At 60.2% G+C, this 21360-nt stretch carries 24 protein-coding genes and 1 tRNA gene; 12 read left to right on the top strand and 13 right to left on the bottom strand.

The annotated features are described in order from the left end of the window. Positions 1–36 precede the first annotated feature (36 nt). Positions 37–804 carry an extensin family protein gene (locus GS614_RS03160; protein ID WP_171725492.1) on the top strand — a complete coding sequence of 256 codons (768 nt, stop codon included), beginning with the start codon at positions 37–39 and terminating at the stop codon, positions 802–804. 17 nt (positions 805–821) lie between these two features. Here GS614_RS03160 and GS614_RS03165 read toward each other — a convergent pair whose 3' ends face one another. The 3 genes from GS614_RS03165 to GS614_RS03175 form a co-directional block, all read right to left on the bottom strand. Beyond that, positions 822–1283, bottom strand: a complete 462-nt coding sequence (locus GS614_RS03165; protein WP_152458221.1) for a hypothetical protein — start codon at positions 1281–1283, stop codon at positions 822–824. A 10-nt stretch (positions 1284–1293) separates the two neighbouring features. Beyond that, complete coding sequence (locus GS614_RS03170; protein WP_171614249.1) at positions 1294–1584, bottom strand: hypothetical protein; 291 nt, start codon at positions 1582–1584, stop codon at positions 1294–1296. A 77-nt stretch (positions 1585–1661) separates the two neighbouring features. After that, positions 1662–2735 (bottom strand): anhydro-N-acetylmuramic acid kinase, encoded by a 1074-nt coding sequence (locus GS614_RS03175; RefSeq protein ID WP_371807870.1) that lies wholly within the window; start codon positions 2733–2735, stop codon positions 1662–1664. A gap of 305 nt (positions 2736–3040) precedes the next feature. Between GS614_RS03175 and tyrS the strand changes: the two genes are divergently transcribed. Then, positions 3041–4294, top strand: coding sequence for a tyrosine--tRNA ligase (tyrS, locus tag GS614_RS03180; RefSeq protein WP_171115528.1), 1254 nt, complete (start codon positions 3041–3043; stop codon positions 4292–4294). On the opposite strand, the gene GS614_RS03185 is transcribed toward tyrS, so the two are convergent. Then, positions 4282–4773, bottom strand: coding sequence for a hypothetical protein (locus GS614_RS03185; protein WP_171725493.1), 492 nt, complete (start codon positions 4771–4773; stop codon positions 4282–4284). The two genes, tyrS and GS614_RS03185, sit on opposite strands and share 13 nt — an antisense overlap. Before the next feature lie 574 nt (positions 4774–5347). On the opposite strand from GS614_RS03185, the gene GS614_RS03190 reads away from it, so the two are divergent. Together GS614_RS03190 and GS614_RS03195 are read left to right on the top strand one after the other, a co-directional pair. Next, the gene (locus GS614_RS03190) at positions 5348–6103 is read left to right on the top strand and encodes a 3-hydroxyacyl-CoA dehydrogenase (RefSeq protein ID WP_171725494.1); all 756 of its coding nucleotides are present in this window, start codon (positions 5348–5350) and stop codon (positions 6101–6103) included. 10 nt (positions 6104–6113) lie between these two features. After that, positions 6114–6668 carry a sugar O-acetyltransferase gene (locus tag GS614_RS03195; RefSeq protein WP_171725495.1) on the top strand — a complete coding sequence of 185 codons (555 nt, stop codon included), beginning with the start codon at positions 6114–6116 and terminating at the stop codon, positions 6666–6668. Between the two features lie 437 nt (positions 6669–7105). Here the strand turns inward: GS614_RS03195 and GS614_RS03200 are convergent, their stop codons facing one another. The 3 genes from GS614_RS03200 to GS614_RS03210 form a co-directional block, all read right to left on the bottom strand. Then, positions 7106–8914, bottom strand: a complete 1809-nt coding sequence (locus GS614_RS03200) for an ABC-F family ATP-binding cassette domain-containing protein (RefSeq protein WP_253285277.1) — start codon at positions 8912–8914, stop codon at positions 7106–7108. 68 nt (positions 8915–8982) lie between these two features. Then, positions 8983–9738: a GNAT family N-acetyltransferase gene (locus GS614_RS03205; protein WP_171725496.1), complete on the bottom strand. Its 756-nt coding sequence runs from the start codon at positions 9736–9738 to the stop codon at positions 8983–8985. An 84-nt stretch (positions 9739–9822) separates the two neighbouring features. Further along, positions 9823–10296: an outer membrane protein assembly factor BamE gene (locus GS614_RS03210; protein WP_171167760.1), complete on the bottom strand. Its 474-nt coding sequence runs from the start codon at positions 10294–10296 to the stop codon at positions 9823–9825. Positions 10297–10381: 85 nt separating this feature from the next. On the opposite strand from GS614_RS03210, the gene GS614_RS03215 reads away from it, so the two are divergent. From GS614_RS03215 to GS614_RS03250, 8 genes are all read left to right on the top strand, one after another. Further along, positions 10382–10918, top strand: coding sequence for a DUF177 domain-containing protein (locus GS614_RS03215; RefSeq protein WP_171725497.1), 537 nt, complete (start codon positions 10382–10384; stop codon positions 10916–10918). 205 nt (positions 10919–11123) lie between these two features. After that, complete coding sequence (gene rpmF, locus GS614_RS03220) at positions 11124–11330, top strand: 50S ribosomal protein L32 (RefSeq protein WP_008756996.1); 207 nt, start codon at positions 11124–11126, stop codon at positions 11328–11330. Positions 11331–11354: 24 nt separating this feature from the next. Then, the gene (gene plsX / locus GS614_RS03225) at positions 11355–12443 is read left to right on the top strand and encodes a phosphate acyltransferase PlsX (RefSeq protein WP_152458232.1); all 1089 of its coding nucleotides are present in this window, start codon (positions 11355–11357) and stop codon (positions 12441–12443) included. Positions 12444–12464: 21 nt separating this feature from the next. After that, a complete protein-coding gene (locus GS614_RS03230) occupies positions 12465–13436 on the top strand; it encodes a beta-ketoacyl-ACP synthase III (RefSeq protein ID WP_171614255.1) in 972 nt (323 codons plus the stop codon). Between the two features lie 96 nt (positions 13437–13532). Next, positions 13533–13835, top strand: a complete 303-nt coding sequence (gene ihfA, locus GS614_RS03235) for an integration host factor subunit alpha (protein WP_152458234.1) — start codon at positions 13533–13535, stop codon at positions 13833–13835. A gap of 18 nt (positions 13836–13853) precedes the next feature. Continuing rightward, complete coding sequence (locus tag GS614_RS03240; protein ID WP_171725498.1) at positions 13854–14459, top strand: MerR family transcriptional regulator; 606 nt, start codon at positions 13854–13856, stop codon at positions 14457–14459. A 61-nt stretch (positions 14460–14520) separates the two neighbouring features. Next, positions 14521–14597: transfer RNA gene (locus GS614_RS03245), tRNA-Pro, on the top strand. Between the two features lie 61 nt (positions 14598–14658). Next, positions 14659–15738, top strand: a complete 1080-nt coding sequence (locus tag GS614_RS03250; protein ID WP_171232026.1) for a 2'-deoxycytidine 5'-triphosphate deaminase — start codon at positions 14659–14661, stop codon at positions 15736–15738. Positions 15739–15741: 3 nt separating this feature from the next. Here the strand turns inward: GS614_RS03250 and GS614_RS03255 are convergent, their stop codons facing one another. The 6 genes from GS614_RS03255 to argS all read right to left on the bottom strand — a co-directional run bounded on the left by GS614_RS03255 (position 15742) and on the right by argS (position 21352). After that, positions 15742–15957 (bottom strand): hypothetical protein, encoded by a 216-nt coding sequence (locus GS614_RS03255; RefSeq protein WP_171204906.1) that lies wholly within the window; start codon positions 15955–15957, stop codon positions 15742–15744. A 65-nt stretch (positions 15958–16022) separates the two neighbouring features. Next, a complete protein-coding gene (gene scpB / locus GS614_RS03260; RefSeq protein ID WP_171231481.1) occupies positions 16023–16673 on the bottom strand; it encodes an SMC-Scp complex subunit ScpB in 651 nt (216 codons plus the stop codon). Beyond that, complete coding sequence (locus GS614_RS03265) at positions 16666–17460, bottom strand: ScpA family protein (protein WP_152458239.1); 795 nt, start codon at positions 17458–17460, stop codon at positions 16666–16668. The genes scpB and GS614_RS03265 overlap by 8 nt, the downstream gene beginning before the upstream one ends. Continuing rightward, positions 17450–18457: a beta-N-acetylhexosaminidase gene (gene nagZ / locus GS614_RS03270; protein ID WP_171725499.1), complete on the bottom strand. Its 1008-nt coding sequence runs from the start codon at positions 18455–18457 to the stop codon at positions 17450–17452. The genes GS614_RS03265 and nagZ overlap by 11 nt, the downstream gene beginning before the upstream one ends. Next, a complete protein-coding gene (locus tag GS614_RS03275; RefSeq protein WP_171725500.1) occupies positions 18454–19518 on the bottom strand; it encodes an SPOR domain-containing protein in 1065 nt (354 codons plus the stop codon). Before GS614_RS03275 ends, nagZ begins: the two co-directional genes overlap by 4 nt. 88 nt (positions 19519–19606) lie before the next feature. After that, a complete protein-coding gene (gene argS / locus GS614_RS03280) occupies positions 19607–21352 on the bottom strand; it encodes an arginine--tRNA ligase (protein WP_171725501.1) in 1746 nt (581 codons plus the stop codon). Positions 21353–21360: the final 8 nt, after the last annotated feature.

The following is a 21360-nucleotide window of genomic DNA, read 5'->3' on the forward strand; positions in this document are numbered from 1 at the left end:
TACACGCAGCCACAGGCGACGGAGTAATGAGTAAGAATGAAGCAGGTCCTGCTGACTGTCTTATTCTTGTGTCAAAGCGCAGCATTCGCCAGCGCAGAGCCCGCTTGCGCCGAGGCCCGTCTTGCATCCGATCTGACTGCGCCAGAGCTGATCGGGGAAGAAACGGCTGAAGATGCTGACCCGGCCGTGACAGTCGAACCTGCGGTGCTGGTTTCCAGGCGTCCTGCCCTGCGACCCTGCAAGTTTCGGCAATTCGAAGTCGGCCGTGAACGAATGCAGGCGCGGGGCGCCGTGTGCGGCGACTGGACCATTCTGGGCGAAACACGCAAGCCCGTCTCGGGAAAGGCCCGCGGATGCGGGATCACGAACCCGGTTCGCGTTTACAAAATCTCTGATATCGCACTCAGCCAATTCTCATTGATGGATTGCCAGACAGCGGTCACGCTGAAAACGTGGATCGAAAACACGGCCAAGCCAGCCTTTGCCAATATGGGCGGCGGGCTGAAGGGGATGCGGATCGTTGGCCACTATGCCTGCAAGACCCAGAACAACCAGCCGCGCTCACGCATCTCGGAACATGCGCGCGGAAAGGCGATCGACATATCGACCTTTGTTCTAGAGGACGGAACACAGATCACGGTCCGGGACGGGTGGAACAACGCGCACGGCGCTGTTTTGCGAAAGCTGCACGATGGCGCCTGCGGCATATTCGGAACCGTGCTTGGCCCGGACGCCGACCGCTATCACGTCGGGCATTTCCATTTTGACACGGCCCGCCGCAAGGGCGCTCCGGTGTGTCGATGAACCTTCGGGTTGCGCCTCTATTTGTCGCTTCGGCTTTTGATCAACAAATTGATCAGCGGCACCAGCAGCGTCGCTGCCGATCCCAAAGGGTTCGATCCAATGCTCTTAACCGCCTGCACGACCTCTTTGGCCTCTGCGGTCATCTCCTCCAATTCGTCTTCAATATCTGCTATGGCCATATCGCGCACCTCGACGGCCGGTGCGACTTCGTCGTCGATATTTCGGCGTCTTGCAATCAGCACCATAAGCCCGGCGAAAACGATGTTTCCAAAGGCCAACAGCGCCGCCGCCGATGCTGGTGACATCGAGCTTTGAAACGCCAAGAACATGGAAACATTCAAAAGCACTACCGCCGACAATGCCGCGATGCCCGCGATGCCCATCAGTATGGTCTGTTGCTGCACCACCCCAAGACGGCGGCGCGCAATCAAACGTTCGGTCCGATAGATCGTAACCAGGTTCTTGCTCAGTCTGCTCATAACCTGCCTCCTAGCCCTGCGCGCGCCCAACGACATACCCAAGCGAAAAGGCAATCAGCAACGCCGTGATCGGATAGTCTTTCTGAAGCCGACCGAACTCCTCGACAACGTCATGTCCCAAGGACTGAACCTGGCTCAGGTCGATCCCGTGGTCTTCCAGCAGCTGCCGGATTTCATCCGACGATTTGGTACCCTCAGGCGGATCTTCGGAACCCGCTTCCTTTTCGGCCTGCGCCTCCAACGTCGCATTCCGCTTCCGCAACTCCTCCAACTCGGCCTCGAGCTCTGCCTTGGTCGCCATGCTGCCATGTCCCTGATCCATCGGTCCGGGCAATCGTCGCACAAAGAGTTGTTTTTTTGAACTGTTTTCGGATCGGGTTATCCGACCGGGTCCATCGACACCGTACTGACGACCCCGCCACCGACAAGCGCCTGAACGCCGGTGGTTCCAGGACAAGAGGTCGGCAACCCTCGCGCGACGCGCACCGCCAGATAGGCAAACGCCTGCGCCTCAAGCATGTCGCCGTCCAGCCCCACCGCCTCAACCGGTTCGACCGGGCAATCCAGCGACACGCGCAACATCTCCATCAGCACCGGGTTGCGCCTGCCGCCCCCGGTGACCAACACACAGGACGGAGGTTTCGGACAGTGCTCCATCCCCTGCACAACAGCTGCGGCGCACATACCGGTCAGAGTCGCCACCGCGTCAGCGTCATTGAGTTCCTTGACCAAACCGATCATTTCCGAAAAATCGTTCCGGTCCAGGGATTTCGGCGGCATGCGAGAAAAATACGGCTCGGCCAGAAACAGCTCCAGCGCGCCCATTTCCACCGTTCCATCGCGCGCAAGCGCCCCGTCGCGGTCCATCGGAAGCCCCAGCCGGGCCTGCATCAGATCATCGACCGGCGCATTGGCCGGGCCTGTATCAAAGGCCAGCAACGCTCCGGGCGCTTCGGGGCCTTCGAACGCCGGATCCACATAGGTCAGGTTGCCGACCCCGCCCAGGTTCAGGAAACACAGCGGCCGGTCCGCGCCGAACCATTTGGCACAGGCGAAATGAAAGAAAGGCGCAAGCGGAGCCCCCTCGCCCCCCATCGCCACATCGTCGCTGCGGAAATCCCAGACCACCGGGCGCCCAAGGGCCTGCGCCAGCCCCAGCCCGTCACCGACCTGCAAGGTCCCGCGCCCGCGCGGCTCATGCGACAGCGTCTGTCCGTGAAAACCGATCAGATCCACATCCTCGAACTCGGACAGTGCTTCGGCATGGGCAATCGTCACCATCTCTGCCGCCGCATCGACCTGGGGACCATGCCACTGGCCCAGCGCGGCGCGCAACACGTCGCGTTCCGCATCCGAATACGCGCGGTATCCACTTTCCCCAAACCCGTAAATCGAATGCCCGTCGGTTTCCACCACTGCGGCATCAACCCCGTCCATGGATGTGCCGGACATTGCGCCCAAAGCCCGGAGCTTTCCGTATTTCGCGATGGTCTGGCCCAAGCCTGCCTCCTGAATTGGCTGTGTCTTTCGCCGCCTCCGGGTCCGGGATTTCACCTTTGGGTTGCAGCCCGGTCAACGTGCCTTCTGTTGGGGCGCAAAGGCAAGCGTTCCGGACCGGCCCGGCAATTTTTTTCTCAAGGCGCGTGTCTCGATCGACACCCTCGACCGCACCCCGCGCCCGAGGTGAAAAGGTGGCTTTTCCTCCCACGCGCTGCCGCCTATACAGTGCCCCGCAACATTAACCCAAAGGGCACGATATGACCTACCACCCCAAATCGGATTTCATCGCCACGATGATCGAGCGCGGCTTTCTCGCCGACTGCACCGATTATCAGGGCCTTGACGACGCGCTGATCAGTGGGTGCAAACCGGCCTATATCGGCTTTGATGCCACGGCCAAGTCGTTGCATGTGGGCAGCCTGATCCAGATCATGATGCTGCGCTGGTTCCAGAAAACCGGTCACCAGCCGATCACCCTGATGGGCGGCGGAACCACCAAGGTTGGCGACCCTTCGTTCCGCGCGGATGAACGCCCCCTGCTGGGACCCGAACAGATCGACGAAAATATCGCGGGCATCAAAAAGGTGTTCTCGGCTTACATCGACTATGACACAGAGGCCGAGAACAAAGCGTTGATGCTGAACAATGCCGAGTGGCTGGACGACCTGAACTACCTCGATTTCCTGCGCGACATCGGGCGTCATTTCTCGGTCAACCGGATGCTGAGCTTTGAATCGGTGAAATCCCGACTGGACCGTGAACAATCACTGTCCTTTCTCGAATTCAACTACATGATCCTACAGGCCTATGACTTCCTGGAGCTGAACCGCCGCTATGGCTGCTTGCTTCAGATGGGCGGCAGCGACCAGTGGGGCAATATCGTCAACGGGATCGACCTGACCCGCCGCGTGCTGGATCACGAGATCTATGGCCTGACCTCGCCCCTGCTGACCACCAGCGACGGCAAGAAAATGGGTAAATCTCAGGACGGCGCGGTTTGGCTGAACGCAGACATGCGCTCGCCCTACGAGTTCTGGCAGTTCTGGCGCAATACCACCGACGCTGATGTCGGGCGGTTCCTGAAGCTCTACACCGAAATGCCGGTGGACGAGTGCGATCGTCTGGGCGCGCTGCAAGGATCCGAGATCAACGAGGCCAAGATCCGTCTTGCCAACGAGGTGACGACTCTGGCCCATGGTGCGCAGGCCGCGGCGAACGCCGAAGCCACTGCGCGCGAAGTCTTCGAAAAGGGTGGCGTGGGCGGGGATCTTCCGACTCTGACCCTCAGCGAGGCCGAACTGGGTGACGGCATGTCCATCGTGCAGATCATCGTCAAATCCGGCCTCGCCAAATCCGGCAAAGAGGCCAAGCGCCTGATCGCCGAAAACGGTGCCAAGCTGGACGACGCGCCACTGACCGATGCCGGGCTGATGATTGACGCAAATGCCCTGTCTTCGCCGATCAAGCTGAGCGCAGGCAAAAAGCGCCACGCGCTGGTTCAACTGGGCTGACCCGGCAAGGCTGAAAGACACAAAACTGCAACGGCCACCCAAACGGGTGGCCGTTTTTCATTCAGTAAGCCGTGCTTATCTGCGTTCTTTTCCGCCGCCACGACCGGGCCGGTCGCCACTTTCGTCATTGTTGGCGTTATGACCGCGGCCCGGGCTGCTGCCTTCACCGCCATTGCCATGGCCGTTGTTGCCCTTACCACCACCTTTACCCTTGCCGCCTTTACCTTCGCCTTTGCCTTCACCACCGCCGGATTCACCACCGCCACCGGATTCACCTCCACCGCCGGATTCATCACCGCCACCGGATTCGCCACCGCCACCGGATTCACCTCCACCGCCGGAGTCACCTCCACCGCCAGATTCACTTCCGCCGCCGGATTCACTTCCTCCACCGCCGGACTGGCCGCCTCCATTGTTTTCGCTTTCTTCAGACGCGCCGCTGGGGCCACTTTCACCGCCTCCGACAGTTCCACCAGCATCGGCGAATCCAGACCCACCGGGTTCAGAGCCGCGGCTTTCACCCCGATTTTCTGCGGAACCAGACAGGCTTGCCGTCGGCAAATCCGTCAGCAACGCGGCCAGCCCCGGGCATTGCGCCCCGGTTACACTCAAGGTTGTTTCAAAGTCGGCCCGCTTTTGAAGCCTGTCCAGAAAGCTCGGGGTTACCTGCACACAATCGCACAACCCGGCATAGTCCCCTGCGTTGGCAAGATTTCGAGCCGTTTTCCAGTTGCAGGTTTCCGGTGCGGCAGCAGCATCGCCAACCATCACCATTCCAAAAACAGGCACAGCGACAACTGCACCCAGTATGTGTTTCGTACTTATTACCATAACAGATCCTCCTGGCGGAAAAACACACAAAGGCGCCGAGTTCTTCGCTCACGAACAGGCGCGTTTTCGTGAAGTCGGCATTAAGTATTGTTGAGGATCGGCCGAAACATCGGGGCCAAGGACCCTACCCGCCAATCAAGTTCCTGCCTTCTCAAATATGTGGACACTGACCCCAAAATGCAGTTATTGAACAAGTGTTCATATCCTTGGGAGGAGTTCACCATGCACCTGTCCACCACTGCCGCCCTCATCACCGGAGGCGCGTCCGGTCTGGGCGAAGCCACGGCACGCCACTTCGCCTCGGAAGGCGCGCAGGTCACCATTCTGGATCGTGATGCGGATCGCGGCGCACAGGTCGCCGCCGAGATTGGCGGGCATTTCGTGCAAACGGATGTGACCGACCAAGAGTCGGTGGCCGCAGCCGTGCGCCATGGCATGGACAAGATGGGCAAGATCACGGCCACGGTGAATTGCGCAGGTATCGCCTATGGTATCAAGACTGTCGGCAAGGATGGCCCTCACCCTCTGGATGCTTTCCAGCGTACGATCGACATCAATCTGGTTGGCACCTTCAACGTGTCCCGGCTGGCCGCTGTCGAAATGGCAAAAAATGAACCCGAACCAGATGGGGCACGTGGGGTGATCATCAACACCGCCTCGATCGCTGCGTTTGACGGGCAAAAGGGTCAGGCGGCCTATGCGGCCTCGAAAGGCGGTGTCGTGGGCATGACGCTGCCGATGGCCCGCGACTTGGCCTCGACCGGCATTCGCGTCATGACCATCGCGCCGGGCATTTTCATGACCCCGATGCTGGCGGGCCTGCCCGAAGAGGTGCAACAACAGCTTGCCGCCGACGTCCCGAACCCTGCCCGCCTTGGCGATCCGCATGAATACGGACGACTGGCCGGCTTCATCGTCGAGATCGGCTATCTGAACGGTGAGGTCATCCGCATCGACGGTGCCCTGCGTATGCGCTAAACCGGGGCTCATGACCGAGCGGCAGAAAATGGAAGCGGGTGAATGGTATTGCTGCCTTGACCCGGAACTGGATGCGCTTCGCGCCGAAGCGCGCCGGGCCGTTCATGCCCATAACACATGCCCGCCGGATGCCCGTGGGGCCATCGCGCCGGAACTGGATGCGCTTTTTGCGGGAGTTGGACGGGATTGCTTTCTCGAGGCTCCGTTTCACTGTGCCTACGGAATAAACCTGTCGTTGGGAGACCGCGTGTTTTTCAACGCAGGCTGTGTCGTGCTCGACACCGCGCCGGTGATGATTGGGAATGACACGATGCTTGGGCCTGCGGTGCAGATCTATTGCGCCGAACACGCGAAAGATCCTGTCTTGCGCGCTCGGGGCCTCGAAGTCGCCCACCCAGTCAGGATCGGCGAAAACGTCTGGATCGGCGGGGCGGCGATCATCATGCCGGGCGTTACGATCGGCGACAATGCCATCATCGGAGCGGGCAGTGTGGTGACAAAAGACGTTCCCGCCGGCGAGACCGTGGTTGGAAACCCTGCCCGGCCTATACGCGCCCACCGATAGCCCTGCTCTTCCCCCAATCCGCCAGGGCCTTGTTCGCGGGGCGCAGCGCCTGTTTTTTTTCAGGCAGCGCCGGGTAAACGTGTCCCCAAGGGCGCGCGCGCCCGGGCAAGGGTGGATTTTGACCGCGCCGAACTCAAAAGTGTCATCGCCTGCACCGAAGAAGAATGCACCCAAAACGACCCCAATGTGGTTGCGACACATCCCGGTGTCGTTGCCTTCCATGCAATTTGGAACAGCCGCGAACCGTCGCAGACGCATTTGAACGCGCTTCATCTCGCCAGTTGCATAAAAATGCTCGACGGGTTCGCAGCCGAAGCAAGCTGAACGAATTGACGCGGATCCGCTGATCCGGTCCCAGGCAAAACCGAAGCAGCAGGCGAACTCCGGTCTTGAGCAACTTTTTCCGCGCCGTCTGATAAGGCGGGCGCAGTTGGCGTCTACTCAGCCTGGGCTTTCTCTTCCAGTGTCAGCCATTCCTCTTCGGCCGCCGACAACTTGTCTTGCCGTTCGACAAGCGCCTCGGTCGCTTTCTGGAACTTGACCGGCTCGCGGGTAAACAGTTCCGGGTCGGACATCAATTCTTCGAGCTTTGCAATCTCGGCCTCCAGCCGTTCAATCTCGGCCGGCAGCTTTTCCAGCCGGTGCTTTTCGGAAAAGGACAATCCCGACCTGGCTTTTGCTTCCTGCTTCACCTTCGGCTTGGAAAGCTTTGTTTTGCTGTCTTTTTTCTCGGAAACTTCACCCCGCTGCGCAATATAGTCGGACCAGCCGCCGGCATAGACGGTCGCCCGCCCGTTGCCTTCCATCGCGATGGTCGTCGTTGCAACGCGGTCCAGAAAATCCCGGTCGTGGCTGACCAGCAGAACCGTTCCTTCGTAATCGTCCAACAACTCCTGCAACAGATCCAGCGTTTCGACATCCAGATCGTTGGTCGGTTCGTCAAGCACCAGAAGATTGGAAGATTTCGCCATCAACTTGGCCAGCAGCAACCGTGCCTTTTCCCCACCCGACAAGGATTTGACAGCCGCCCTTGCCTGCCGCTCGTCAAACAGGAATTCCTTGAGATAGCCCACGACATGTTTGGGCTGCCCGCCAACCATCACCTGATCGGCCTTGCCGGAAACCCGCATATCCGGGTCGCCGGTCAGGCTGTCCCACAAGCTCATCTCGGGGTCCAGTTGCGCGCGGGTCTGATCGAACACCGCGACCTCAAGATTGGTACCCAGCGACACCGAACCTTCGTCCGGCTCCACCTGCCCCAGAAGCATCTTCAGCAAGGTCGTCTTGCCAACCCCGTTCGGCCCGACAAAAGCCACACGATCACCGCGCTGCACCAGCAGATCAAAATTCCGAACGATCTGCTTGTCGCCGAACCCTTTGGCCAGCTCTTTGGCCTCGATCACCTTGCGGCCCGATTTTGGCCCGGCCTCCAGCGTCATCGCAGCGGAACCCTGACGCTTGATCTGTGCCGCCTTTTCGGCCCGCAGCGCCTGTAGGACCCGCACCCGGCCCTGATTGCGTTTGCGCCGCGCGCTGATACCCTCGACCGCCCATTTGGCCTCGGACTTGATCAGACGGTTCAGCTTGTGACGCTGCTGGTCTTCTTCTTCCCAGATCTTGTCCCGCCAGGCTTCGAACGCGTCAAACCCTTGCTCCTGCCGTCGAACCGCGCCCCGATCAATCCACAGTGTCGCCCGCGTCAGTGCCCGCAAAAAGGCCCGGTCGTGCGAGATCAGCACAAACGCCGCTCGTGTCGACCCAAGCTCGCGCTCCAGCCACGCGATGGCTTCGATATCCAGATGGTTGGTCGGTTCGTCCAACAGCATCAGGTCCGGTGCCTCGGCCATCAGTTTGGCCAATGCCGCCCGCCGCCGCTCACCACCCGAAGCAGTCTCAACCGGGCGCGCAGGATCGAATTTCAGCCCCGCACCCGCCCGTTCAACCTTGTAGAGCTCACCCGGCTCCAACCCGCTCGACGCATAGTCTCCCAGGGTGGCAAAGCCCTCCATCGTCGGGTCCTGCTCCATATAGCCCACGGATTTTCCGGGCGGCACGACAATTTCACCGCGGTCAGCCTCGACCAGGCCGGCCATCACTTTCATCAGTGTGGATTTGCCCGACCCGTTGCGCCCAACCAGCGCCACGCGGTCACCGGGCTGTACCACCAGATCCAGTTCGGAAAACACCGGTTCGCCCCCGAAAGTCAGGGATATGCCGGACATCTGCAACAAAGGAATTCTCGCCATGCCCGCCAGCTAAACCGGCGGCCACACTGCGTCAACGCCCTGTCTTCACCTTTTCGGAAATACTCATCTTAACCGGCCAATGCCCGCAACAGGCGTTTTCGGGCCGGAGGGATCGCCCCGATTTCAAGCCCGGTAAACACATGCAACGTGTTCATGTGGCGATCCACAACCGCGTGATCACTCACCCACCCCCCCATCATCAGATAGGTCCGCAACAGGGGCGGCATGCGCGACATTGCCTTTTTCGCGTCCGGCCGGCGCCGCAGACGTGCGGCAAAACGGAACACGTCCGGAGCCTTGACCCGCGGCAACCACCGTTTCGGGGCCAGGTGGCGATGTTTGAGCATCGCAAAGGCATCAAGGTATCGCCCGGTTTCGGTCCCGGCAAACGACGAACATCCAAACAGCATCTGGACATTGTGTTGATCGACATAGGACGTCATTGCACCCCAGGCGACACGCAGAATGTCGGGATCGTTCAGGCCCGGATGAACACAAAACCTGCCCATCTCGACCATGCGGTCACTGAACCCTTCCAACGAACTCAGGTCGTAGAACTGTGCTGAATAGCTGCGTCCGATTTCACCGCCATGCTCCATTGTCAGCATCCGAAAGCAGCAGACCAACTGCCCGGCGGATCGCATATCTTCAACCAGGACATGGCTGCATTGCGCGTCAAAAGCGTCAACGTCCGATTGCCGGGTCCCGAACGCCAATGTCCGCAGGCTTTGTGCGGCCCTGATATCCTCGGCCGATTCCGCCATTCGGGCGCGATAGCGCCCCTTGCTCAACATAACTGCCGCCGCCACGGTCGCGTCCTCCATGGGTGCCGACCCACGAGTGTCGGCACGACACCGTTAACACAAGACATGTGACTGCCTTGTGACCAACGCAAGGTTCCGGCGCGATCAGTTGGCGCCAGGAATATTGGCCGGGTTGAAGTTGCCGATATTGCCCAACAGCTGACGCAGGAAGCCTTTGTCCTGAACGTTGGAATCGGTCACACGGCGTTCCAGCGGAATCACGATGCCGTCTTCCAGGCCAAAACGCTCGATGTTTCTGACGACTCCACGCTGATCAAAGCTGATGGCGACCAGTTCGCGCGCCACCACTTCGGGCCGTTTCGGGCCGTAATGGCGCACCCGCGAGCGGACATAGTAATAGCCCGAATCCCGCACAACCCCGGACGCACCCGGTGCGCCGATGGCTTCTTCCACGCTGTCGCGCGTATCGACGCCCACTTTGATTTCGGCCAGTTCCTCGGCCGGAGGCACATAGCCGTGATTCTTGTAGATCGGCGTACAGGCCCCGGCCGCAGCCAGACAGGCAACAAACACAAGCGATTTCGTCGCTGGTTTCAACCGGTTCACTACCTTCAACATGCACACCCTCTTGCCTTGGCCTCTTGCGGCTTCTATCCGATTACAGAAACCGCTGCCACGGTTCAACACATAGAAAGGCTCACGAATGGGCAACGTTACATCATTTCGGGTGGCTGACCTGTCCCAGAACGCCCCGACACCCTTTGAACTGCGCCCCGCAAGCGCCGCATTGGATGAGATCAGGCAGGGTCTGGGGCTGCTGGGGCTGCGCAAACTCAGCTTTTCCGGCGAGCTTCGCGCACAAGGCAAGCGCGACTGGGTTCTCAACGGCAAACTCGGTGCAACCGTGATCCAACCCTGTGTCGTGACGCTCGAGCCGGTCACGACCCGGATCGACATTCCCGTGCACCGCACCTTTCTGGCCGATTGGACCGACCCGGATGAACCCGAGTTCGAAATTCCCCAGGATGACGAATCCGAGCCCTTGGGCCCGGAAATCGACCCCGCATTGGTGATGATCGAGGCGCTGTCGCTGGCCCTGCCGCAATATCCGCGCAAGGAGGGTGCGGAACTGGGTCAGGCAGACTATACAGAACCCGGAAAACAGGCGATGACCGACGAAGACGCCAAACCTTTCGCCGGATTGGCGGGATTGCGCGATACGCTCAAAAAAGACGAGTGACACAGCGCAGATTTCCTGTCATAGCAGGCGGTCAGAAAAATCGCTTGAACATACCGAGAATCGCAGTATTTTCGCGCGCTCATCGGATTTTGGGTTGGACATTGCGGGGCCCGTCGCCTAAACGCGCGTCAAACCACGATAAACGAACTACGAAACCCGGGTCGGCAGCGATTCTGCGACCCCTAGTCAGACAAAGGTTGAGACCATGGCCGTCCAACAGAACAAAGTTTCCAAGTCGCGTCGCAACAACCGCCGCGCACACGACGCTCTGGTTGCTGCAAACCCGAACGAATGCCCGAACTGCGGCGAGCTGAAGCGCCCGCACCACGTTTGCGCATCCTGCGGCCACTATGATGATCGCGAAGTCGTCGCTCAGGCCGATGAAATCGATCTGGACGAAGACGCAGCCTAAGCCTGATCGAGCGCAGACCAAGGCATGACTGAACAGCCCACGCACGCCGGACGGATAACCATCTCGGTCGACGCTATGGGTGGGGACGCAGGTCCCTCGGTCGTTGTTGCCGGTCTTGCGAAATCGGCCGACAAGAACCCGGATATCAGGTTCTTGCTGCACGGGCCCGAACAGGTATTGCGCAAGCTTGTCGCCAAACGGCGTGTCCTTGAAGGGCGCGTCGTTTTTCGTGATTGCTCGGGCGTGGTCACGATGGAGGACAAGCCCAGTCAAGTCGTGCGCAACGGCAAAGAGACCTCGATGTGGTCCACGCTGGAAGCGGTACGCCAGGGCGAAGCCCATGGCGCGGTGTCCTGCGGCAATACCGGCGCGCTGATGGCCCTGTCGATGATGCGCCTGCGCAAACTGCCGGGCGTGAACCGGCCTGCCATCGCGATACTGTGGCCCTCGCGCAACCCTCAGGGGTTCAACGTGATGCTGGATGTCGGCGCAGATGTGCGCGCCGACGCCAAGGATTTGCTGCAATACGCCCTGATGGGCGCCTCTTATGCGCGCAACGGTTTGGCCCTGAGCCGCCCTCGGATCGGGCTTCTGAATGTCGGCACCGAAGAACACAAGGGACGCGCCGAACTGAAAGAGGCGCACTCGATGATCGCGGGCTTCGCGGAACAGGCGAATTTCGATTTCGTGGGTTTCGTCGAAGGCAGCGACATCCCCGGTGACAAGGCGGATGTCATTGTAACCGATGGCTTTACCGGCAACGTCGCGATCAAGACCGGCGAAGGCACGGCAAGCCTGATCGGTGACCTGCTGCGGCAGGCGTTCAAATACTCCCCGCTATCCCGATTGGCCTCGATTCTGGCTATCACGTCGCTGAACCGTTTGAAGAAACGGATCGACCCGCGACGCGTGAATGGCGGCGTGTTTCTGGGGTTGAACGGCACCGTGGTGAAATCCCACGGCGGCGCTGACGCAACAGGCGTGTCAGCTGCGATCAAACTGGCCTTCACCCTGGCGCAGTCCGGCTTTTCCGAAAAATTGGCTGCGCGGGTTGCATCCACTGCCCAGCTTGCACAAGATGCCGCGCAATCAGCGCCGCAAACAGATAAATAACAAAAAAGGCAGTACCGGAAAATGGCAGGCCGTTCAGTTGTAGTAGGTGTCGGGCATTATTTGCCTGAACGCGTTGTTCCCAATTCCGAGTTTGAAAAAACCCTGGACACGACCGACGAATGGATAAAGACCCGCTCGGGGATCGAACGCCGCCATTTTGCAGCCGAGGACGAGACGACATCCGATCTGGCCACCAACGCCGCCCAGGCCGCGCTGGCCGACGCGGGCCTGACGGCGGATGATATTGACGCAATCGTACTGGCGACTTCAACGGCGGATCTGACCTTTCCTTCGGCCGCCACCATGGTTCAGGCGCGGCTGGGCATGACCAAGGGTTTTGCCTTTGACGTGCAGGCTGTTTGCGCCGGATTCGTTTTTGCACTGTCCAACGCAAATGCGCTGATTGTTTCCGGTCAGGCCAAACGCGTGCTGGTGATCGGGGCCGAGACTTTCTCACGGATCATGGATTGGACCGATCGGTCCACCTGCGTTCTTTTCGGCGATGGCGCCGGTGCAGTGGTGCTGGAGGCTCAAGAGGGCACAGGCACCGCCGAGGACCGCGGTATTCTGGCAACCGACCTGAATTCGGACGGGCGCTACAAGGATCTTCTATATGTCGATGGCGGCGTTTCGACCCAATCAACCGGGCATCTGCGTATGCAGGGCAATCAGGTTTTCCGTCATGCCGTTGAAAAGCTTACGAAAACAGCGGAAACAGCATTGGAACGAGCGGGGCTGAGCAGCTCGGACGTGGATTGGATCGTGCCGCATCAGGCCAACATCCGTATCATTCAGGGCACCGCCAAGAAAATGAACCTGCCGATGGAAAACGTGGTTGTGACCGTTCAGGATCACGGAAACACGTCGGCCGCATCCATCCCATTGGCCCTGTCCGTGGGCAAGCAGCGCGGACAGATCAAGCCGGGTGATCTGATCGTGACCGAAGCCATTGGCGGTGGTCTGGCATGGGGCGCAGTGGTTCTGCGCTGGTAACCGGCGCAAACCGGCTTACACAGCCGCCCGCAATTCATTGATATTGACAGCGAATTTGCCATACCCATATGCTTCGATAGCAACAGGGGAATTAGCATGGGCGACAAAACACTGACTCGAATGGACCTGAGCGAAGCTGTCTTTCGTGAGGTAGGTCTGTCACGAAACGAAAGTGCGCAGCTGGTTGAAAGCGTTCTGAACCACATGTCCGACGCCTTGGTGCGTGGTGAACAGGTGAAGATCTCGTCTTTCGGTACCTTCAGTGTTCGCGACAAGACCGCCCGTGTCGGTCGCAACCCCAAAACCGGCGAAGAAGTCCCGATTCAGCCGCGCCGTGTGCTGACTTTCCGCCCGTCGCATCTGATGAAAGATCGCGTCGCAGCCGGGAACCGCAAGTAAGTTCAGGACGTCCAGGTTATGAGTAAGTCCCCCGATGCCTTTCGCACCATAAGCGAAGTTGCGGACTGGCTCGGTGTTCAGGCTCATGTTCTGCGGTTCTGGGAAAGCCGGTTCACGCAGGTAAAGCCCGTCAAACGCGCAGGTGGACGCAGGTATTATCGCCCAAATGACATGCGTCTTTTGGGCGGGATCAAAAAACTGCTGCACGAAGACGGAATCACGATCAAAGGTGTCCAGCGTATCCTGCGCGAACAAGGCGTCGCGCATGTCGCGGCGCTGTCCCCTTCCCTGGACGATCCCGGCCCAGCCCCAATTGCGCCTGCCCAGGACACCGTGGTGCCGTTCGAACCAAAGCCTGCCCCCGCCACGGAACAGATTCGCATGGATCTGCGCGACCCGATCCAGCCAACCGACAAGGACGATGCGCAGACAAACGCACGCGCCTCTGACGCATCACCGCCCGTGCCAGAGCCCGAACTGGATGCTGCGCCCTTGATGGGGGGAATCGCGTCGCTTGCGTGGAATCAGACAGATTTTGATGATGACCTGCTGCGGCGCATCGCTCCGATTGCGAAAGATCTGCGCCGATGGCTGGACCGGGTTGAAACACAGGCGGCGGGTTAGGACAAAAGGCATTGATTTCCTCTTGCCCCTGCCGGGAAAATCTTTATGAACACCCCAACGTCGGGCTATGGCGCAGCCTGGTAGCGCGTCCGTCTGGGGGACGGAAGGTCGCAGGTTCGAGTCCTGCTAGCCCGACCAAATTACACCGACGTTTATGGCATACAGGCCAGATCCCGCTCTGGCACCAGAGGGGATCGAGATGACAGGTGTTTGCCCGAACCAACAGCTAGAGGCGATGATCGCGCGCGGTGAGATCACCGCCGAACCAGAGGTTCTGCCTGCCCAGATTCAACCTGCCAGCCTTGATTTGCGACTGGGAACAGTGGCTTACCGTGTACGCGCCTCGTTTCTTGCGGGCGAAGGCCGGACTGTCACGGATCGCTTGACCGAGTTTGAGATGCACCGCATCGATATCTCGGATGGCGCGGTTCTGGAAAAGGGCTGCGTCTATCTGGTGCCCCTGATGGAATCGCTTGCGCTGCCCGACAGCATGAGCGCCGTGGCCAACGCCAAAAGCTCGACCGGGCGACTGGACCTTCTGACGCGGACGATCACCGATGGCGGTACCGAGTTCGACCGGGTGCCCGCAGGTTACACAGGCCCGCTTTTTGCCGAAATCTGCCCGCGCTCGTTCTCGGTTCTGGTTCGTCCCGGGATGCGTTTGAACCAGATCCGTTTCCGCCAGGGTCAGGCCGTGTTGTCCGATGCGGAACTGAGGTCCTTGCATGCCGAATCTCCGCTTGTGGACGGACCTGCCGTCATTCAGGACGGTCTGGGCTTTTCGGTCGACCTGCAACTGCCCGATACCGATCTGGTGGGCTATCGCGCCAAACCTCATACCGGGGTGATCGATCTGGATCGAATCGGTGAATACGATCCGCAGGACTATTGGGAAGAGGTACGCACCAAGGATGGTTGCATCATCCTGGACCCCGGCGCGTTCTATATCCTTGTCAGCCGCGAGGCGGTGCATATTCCACCGATGTACGCGGCTGAAATGGCGCCTTATCTGGCGATGGTCGGTGAGTTCAGAGTGCACTATGCAGGCTTCTTCGATCCCGGTTTTGGTCATGCCGCTGCCGGGGGGGCCGGTTCCCGTGGCGTGCTTGAGGTACGCTGCCACGAAGCGCCATTCGTGCTGGAACACGGACAGGTCGTCGGACGTCTGGTCTATGAGAAAATGGCTGAAATGCCGACCCAGCTTTATGGTGCGGGCATTGCCTCGAACTATCAGGGTCAGGGCCTGAAACTGTCAAAGCACTTCAAAGCCGCAAGCTGACCCCTAGAACTTCATGAACCGGCGCATTTGACGGGTCACGCGCTGTGCCTGCCTGAGGTTCTGCGCATGTCGCGGTGCGCTGGTTTTTTCGGGCCCATTCGATATGCCGGGTCCGCCCTCCTTTCGGCTGGCCAGATCGATACCCTTGTTCACACCTTTGTTGACCAGACGGCGCATGACCTGACGCACAATCATGTCGATGATCCGGTTTGCATTCATCGCTCAACTCCGTGTCCTCACGCACAAAGATAGGCGCTTTATGCGGCAACAAAAGGGCTGTTCGATCACTCTTCATCGAACAACTCGCTCTGGTCTTCGTCAACTTCGTCCTCGCGCCCTTCCCCCAAAGGGATCGCACCCGGAGGAGGCCGATTCTCCAACAATCCCGCGGCGCGCAGCTCTTTCAGGCCCGGCAGGTCGCGCGCGTTTTCCAGACCAAAATGATCCAGAAACTCAGGCGTTACCACAAACGTCACCGGACGACCCGGCGTCATGCGGCGGCGGCCCAGCTTGATCCACTCCATCTCAAGCAACTGATCGATGGTCCCGCGCGAGACGGACACGCCCCGGATTTCCTCGATCTCGGCCCGTGTGCAGGGTTGGTGATAGGCCACGATGGCCAGAGTTTCGATCGCAGCGCGGCTGAGCTTGCGGGTCTCGACCGTTTCCTTCTGCATCAGAAAGCCCAGATCAGGGGCCGTACGGATGGCCCAGGCATCCCCCACGCGCACAACGCGCACGCCACGCCCCTCATACCGTTTCTGAAGCAATTCAACCGCTTGCGCCGCATCGCTTCCATGGGGCATCCGCGCCTCAAGATCCGCAATCGTCACCGGCTCGGCGCTGGCGAACAGAACGGCTTCGACCATACGCTCCTGCTCTGCCAGCGGAGGGGCCTCGAACAGCGTACCGGTCTCTTCTGGGGCATCAGTCACGTGTTTCGGTCCTCTTGCGCAATTGGATCGGAGCGAATGTCTCGCTCTGCTTGATTTCCATATGTCCTTCTTTCACCAGTTCCAGCGAGGCCGCAAAGGTCGCCGCCGTTGCCGACCTGCGCCGTACCGGGTCGGAATCCCAGCCATCGGGCAGGTAAGTTTCCATGTCGGTCCATGTCCCGGCAAACCCGATCAGCGGTCGCATCCGTTCCAGTGCCTGTTCCATGGTGAATACCGAATCGCGGTCCATCACAAACGGGCGGAATTCATCACGGGTGCGGATGCGGGCATAGCCCTGCATCAGATCCAGTAGCGTGGCGGAATAGGTGACGGTGCGGATCCGGGTGATATCTTCGCCCTGCCCGCGTTTGAAGAAATCTCGCCCCAGCTGATCGCGCGCCATCAATCGTGCCGCAGCGTCGCGCATCGCCTGCAAGCGTTCCAATTGAAACGCCAGATGTGCGGCCAGTTCCTCACCCGAAGGTCCCTCGTCTTCGGGGTCTGGCGGCAACAGCAGGCGGGATTTCAAAAAGGCCAGCCAGGCCGCCATCACCAGATAGTCGGCGGCCAGTTCAATGCGCAACGCACGCGCCTTTTCGACAAAGGCCAGGTATTGCTGCGCCAGCGCGAGTACGGAAATTTTCCTCAGATCAACCTTCTGCGTGCGCGACAGGGTCAAAAGAACGTCCAGCGGGCCTTCGAACCCATCGACATCAACAATCAGCGCTTCGGCCGCAAGACGATCCGCGACCGAGACAGGATCTTCGCTGAAAAGATTATCGTTCATATACCTGCCCGCCCATTAGGGCAGATAGTTCCGCCTCGGCGGCAGGGATGTCAAGTTCCTGCGGAGCTTTGCGCATCGCCAGCGCCCGTTCTGCGCGGGCCTGTGCCACATCGGACATCTCCCCGGCAGCTTCCAGCACTTCGGCGCGCTCGGCAAAGCTTCCGTTGCAGTGCAGAACGACGTCACAGCCCGCGCTTATGGCTTGCCGCGACACCTCAGCAGGCGTTCCGCTGAGCGCCTTCATCCCGATGTCATCGGTCATGATCAGCCCGCCGAAGCCAATCCTGTCGCGGATCACATCCATCATGGTTGCCGAGATGGTGGCAGGCTGCGGGTCAATCCGGTCATAGACCAAATGCGCAGTCATCCCCATCGGCAGGTCGTTCAAGGCCCGGAACGGCACGAAATCGCTGCGCTCAAGCTCATCCAGGGGCAGATCCACATGCGGCAAGTCATGGTGGCTGTCCAACGTGGCACGTCCATGGCCCGGAATATGTTTGAGCACTGGCAGCACTCCGCCATCCAAATGGCCCTGCGCCACGGCTTTGCCAATTCTGGAAACGCGTTCAGGATCAGCGTCATAACAGCGGTTCATCAGGAACTTGTGCGTCTCGGGGCGCGCGACATCCACCATGGGCGCACAGTTGCTGTCGATGCCCAGACCAAACAATTCATCGGCAATCAGGCGGTACCTCAGATACATGGCGCGCTCGGCCTGCTCGGCGGCATTGGCTACGTGATCCAACGGAGGCAGCCATTCGCGGGCCAGCGGCGCCCGCAGGCGCTGCACGCGCCCACCTTCCTGATCGATGGTGATCGGGCAATTACGCCCGACTGCCTCGCGGAAATCATCACACAAGGCGCGCGCCTGATCCGCGTGTTCGATGTTGCGGGCGAACAGAATGAACCCGAACGGGTTCATCTGCCGAAACAAGTCTTTTTCCTGTTGCGTCAGGCGCAGGCCCTCTGCATCGGTGATCGTGGCACCGTACTTCACCTGACGGCCACCGGGATACAATCAGCCCCTTGCGCAACAAGCGCGGCACAAAACTGGCGCGAGTCGCTCAGGTCTTCAAAGCCCAGCACGCGCAGGCGGTAAAAGGTGCGCCCACCGCTTGAGGTCTTCTGGATAACGCGCTGTTTTCCTGCCATATATTCGCCGAACCTTCCGTTCAGGCGATCCCATTCCGTTTGCGCCACCTGAACGCTGTCATAGGCCCCAAGCTGCGCCAGACGCGTGCCTTTCGCCAGCGTATCAGGATCAACATCCAACCCAACCGAAGCCTTCACCGCGGCATTGATAGCGTCTTCGGAATTCTCGCTTGGCGAAACCCGGCTGCGTGAGGTGCGTGCCGGGCGGGTCAAGGGGCGCAAGGACCGGCGCACACCCGGCAGCGCGGCAATGGCCGGGTCCGGCAAGGCGGCTGCGAAATCGGCCGGGTCAATTGCGGGTTCTTCCTCGGGGGTGGTCAGCGATGCCAGCTGCACGCCATCCTCGGCGTTTTGCTGCGTTTTGGCTGCTTCACCAGCCAATTCCGCAACCAGCGCATCCACCGCGTTCTGGCGCAATCGAGCGGCTTCCTGGGTTGAAATCGGCTTTTCCACAACATGCAGCGCCGGTGTCGGCTTCAGATCTGCGGCGGGTACGTCTTCATCCGTCAACGAGACCGGCCGCGGCGCAAGAATCAGACGATCCGCCGGGGCGGCAGCACTGCCCTTGGCTGCCACGGCATTGACGGCCAAGCCCTGATGATCGGCTGGTGTTCCGCCCGGGTTTTCGGGCTGCACCCGCATCGGCCCTTCGGCTGCCCGCACGACCGGCACGCCGCTGACATCCCGCATGACAAGCTTGTATCCCCAGATTCCGACGCCGGCGACCAGTGCCAACGATGCGACAGCCCCCAGGAAATTGACGGCCCGCCCCAGTCCGAACGCGCCGCGCGGCGCGTCGTAATCCTGCATCTCGTCGGGATAGTCATACGCATCCTCGAAATGCGCTTGATTCGGGTAATCATTCTGCCCGGGGCTTTGGTGCCCCGAGTAATCGTAACTCGCCATGTCCGCCTCACTGCCCGCTTCGCGCCCGAAAATAAGGCGCGCGGGTCATTTCTTGCCTACCTCGTACCGGCGGTTCGGGCGATATTTGTTACCGCATCTCCTGCGCCGGGGTGACGCCAAGAATACCCAAGCCCGCTGAAATCACAACAGAAACGGCCCGGGCCAGCGCAATTTTCGACTGGCTTGTGGCAACATCGCCATCCTGAATGAAACGCAGCTGGGTTTCGTCATTGCCCTTGTTCCACAAAGCGTGAAAATCCCCTGCAAGTTCATACAGATAGAAGGCGACACGGTGCGGTTCGTTGGTCCGCGCAGCGATCTCGACCAGGCGTGGCCATTCCGCCAGCTTCTTGGCAACCGTCAGTTCGGCGGGGTGGTCCAGCGACGCCAGATCGGCCCCGCGTAACGTGTCGTCGGTGGCGTCGATTCCCGCCTCGGCGGCACGGCGCAGCACGCTCATCACCCGGGCATGGGCGTATTGCACGTAGAACACGGGGTTCTCGCGGCTCTGTTCCAGCACTTTGTCGAAATCGAAATCCAGCGGCGCGTCGTTCTTGCGGGTCAGCATCACGAAACGCGTCACATCCGGGCCAACCTGATCGACCACATCCCGCAGGGTGACAAAGTTCCCGGCCCGTTTCGACATCTTGAACGGCTCGCCATTTTTCCACAGTTTCACCAGCTGCGTCAGCTTGATATCCAGCGGCACCTTGCCATCGGACAGGGCCGACACGGCCGCCTTCATCCGCTTGACATAGCCGCCATGATCCGCCCCGAACACGTCGATCAGCGCGTCAAAGCCACGGCTCACCTTGTCATAATGATAGGCGATATCGGGGGCGAAATAGGTCCAGCTGCCGTCCGACTTCTTGACCGGGCGGTCGACGTCATCGCCATGTTCGGTGGATTTGAACAAGGTCTGTTCGCGCGGCTCCCAGTCTTCGGGCTTTTTGCCTTTTGGCGGCTCCAGCACGCCTTCATAGATCAGGCCCTTTTCAGTCAGCGATTGCAGCGCGGCCTCGATCCGGCCTGTGCCATAGAGCGATTTTTCCGAGAAGAAAACATCCATCTCTACGCCCAGCGCCTTCAGGTCGGCGCGGATCAGGTCCATCATCGCGTCGGTCGAAAACTCGCGCAGCTCTTCCAGCCATTCGCTTTCCGGTTTGTCGATGAGGCTGTCGCCATATTTCTCTTTCAGCGCCTCGCCAATCGGGATCAGATAGTCACCGGGATACAGCCCCTCGGCAATCTCGGGGCTCAACCCGTTGGCCTCGCGATAGCGCTCATAGGCCGAACGCGCCAGGACATCCACCTGCGCGCCACCGTCGTTGATATAATACTCGCGGGTCACATCATGTCCGGAATAGGCCAGCAGGCTTGCCAACGCGTCCCCGAACACCGCACCCCGCGTATGGCCCACATGCAGCGGACCGGTCGGGTTGGCCGAGACATACTCGACATTGACCTTCTGCCCCCGCCCCATGGTCGAGCGCCCGAAATCGGTGCCTTTTTCCAGCACCGCCGCCAACACGCCTTGCCAGACGGACGGCGCAAGACGCAGGTTCAGGAAACCGGGCCCCGCCACTTCGGCGCTTGTGATCCGGTCATCCGCCGCCAGTTTCCCGGCCAGCACATCCGCAATGTCGCGCGGCTTCATCCCGGCCGGTTTCGCAAGCACCATCGCGGCGTTGGTTGCCATGTCCCCATGGGCCGCATCGCGCGGAGGCTCGACCGCCACGTTGTCAAAGCTCAGCCCCTCGGGCAATGCGCCTTCGGACTGCATCTGCGCCAGCGCGTCCAGTACAAGGCCGCGGATCTCGGAAAACAGGTTCATTTCGGATG

This window comes from Ruegeria sp. HKCCD6604 (genome assembly GCF_013110635.1).
In the GTDB taxonomy this organism is placed as follows: domain Bacteria; phylum Pseudomonadota; class Alphaproteobacteria; order Rhodobacterales; family Rhodobacteraceae; genus Ruegeria.

Bases quoted from the DNA above. Each gene is read 5' to 3' on its own strand.
- GS614_RS03185 (WP_171725493.1), bottom strand. From the start codon at position 4,773: ATGCTGGTGGAACTGTCGGAGGCGGTGAAAGTGGCCCCAGCGGCGCGT.
- GS614_RS03175 (WP_371807870.1), bottom strand. From the start codon at position 2,735: ATGTCCGGCACATCCATGGACGGGGTTGATGCCGCAGTGGTGGAAACC.
- GS614_RS03210 (WP_171167760.1), bottom strand. From the start codon at position 10,296: ATGTTGAAGGTAGTGAACCGGTTGAAACCAGCGACGAAATCGCTTGTG.
- GS614_RS03275 (WP_171725500.1), bottom strand. From the start codon at position 19,518: ATGGCGAGTTACGATTACTCGGGGCACCAAAGCCCCGGGCAGAATGAT.
- ihfA (WP_152458234.1), top strand. From the start codon at position 13,533: ATGGGCGACAAAACACTGACTCGAATGGACCTGAGCGAAGCTGTCTTT.
- GS614_RS03165 (WP_152458221.1), bottom strand. From the start codon at position 1,283: ATGAGCAGACTGAGCAAGAACCTGGTTACGATCTATCGGACCGAACGT.
- argS (WP_171725501.1), bottom strand. From the start codon at position 21,352: ATGAACCTGTTTTCCGAGATCCGCGGCCTTGTACTGGACGCGCTGGCG.
- GS614_RS03205 (WP_171725496.1), bottom strand. From the start codon at position 9,738: ATGGAGGACGCGACCGTGGCGGCGGCAGTTATGTTGAGCAAGGGGCGC.
- GS614_RS03200 (WP_253285277.1), bottom strand. From the start codon at position 8,914: ATGGCGAGAATTCCTTTGTTGCAGATGTCCGGCATATCCCTGACTTTC.
- GS614_RS03195 (WP_171725495.1), top strand. From the start codon at position 6,114: ATGACCGAGCGGCAGAAAATGGAAGCGGGTGAATGGTATTGCTGCCTT.
- GS614_RS03265 (WP_152458239.1), bottom strand. From the start codon at position 17,460: ATGAACGATAATCTTTTCAGCGAAGATCCTGTCTCGGTCGCGGATCGT.
- GS614_RS03215 (WP_171725497.1), top strand. From the start codon at position 10,382: ATGGGCAACGTTACATCATTTCGGGTGGCTGACCTGTCCCAGAACGCC.
- GS614_RS03170 (WP_171614249.1), bottom strand. From the start codon at position 1,584: ATGGCGACCAAGGCAGAGCTCGAGGCCGAGTTGGAGGAGTTGCGGAAG.
- tyrS (WP_171115528.1), top strand. From the start codon at position 3,041: ATGACCTACCACCCCAAATCGGATTTCATCGCCACGATGATCGAGCGC.
- GS614_RS03250 (WP_171232026.1), top strand. From the start codon at position 14,659: ATGACAGGTGTTTGCCCGAACCAACAGCTAGAGGCGATGATCGCGCGC.
- GS614_RS03160 (WP_171725492.1), top strand. From the start codon at position 37: ATGAAGCAGGTCCTGCTGACTGTCTTATTCTTGTGTCAAAGCGCAGCA.
- GS614_RS03230 (WP_171614255.1), top strand. From the start codon at position 12,465: ATGGCAGGCCGTTCAGTTGTAGTAGGTGTCGGGCATTATTTGCCTGAA.
- plsX (WP_152458232.1), top strand. From the start codon at position 11,355: ATGACTGAACAGCCCACGCACGCCGGACGGATAACCATCTCGGTCGAC.
- GS614_RS03240 (WP_171725498.1), top strand. From the start codon at position 13,854: ATGAGTAAGTCCCCCGATGCCTTTCGCACCATAAGCGAAGTTGCGGAC.
- GS614_RS03190 (WP_171725494.1), top strand. From the start codon at position 5,348: ATGCACCTGTCCACCACTGCCGCCCTCATCACCGGAGGCGCGTCCGGT.
- rpmF (WP_008756996.1), top strand. From the start codon at position 11,124: ATGGCCGTCCAACAGAACAAAGTTTCCAAGTCGCGTCGCAACAACCGC.
- GS614_RS03255 (WP_171204906.1), bottom strand. From the start codon at position 15,957: ATGAATGCAAACCGGATCATCGACATGATTGTGCGTCAGGTCATGCGC.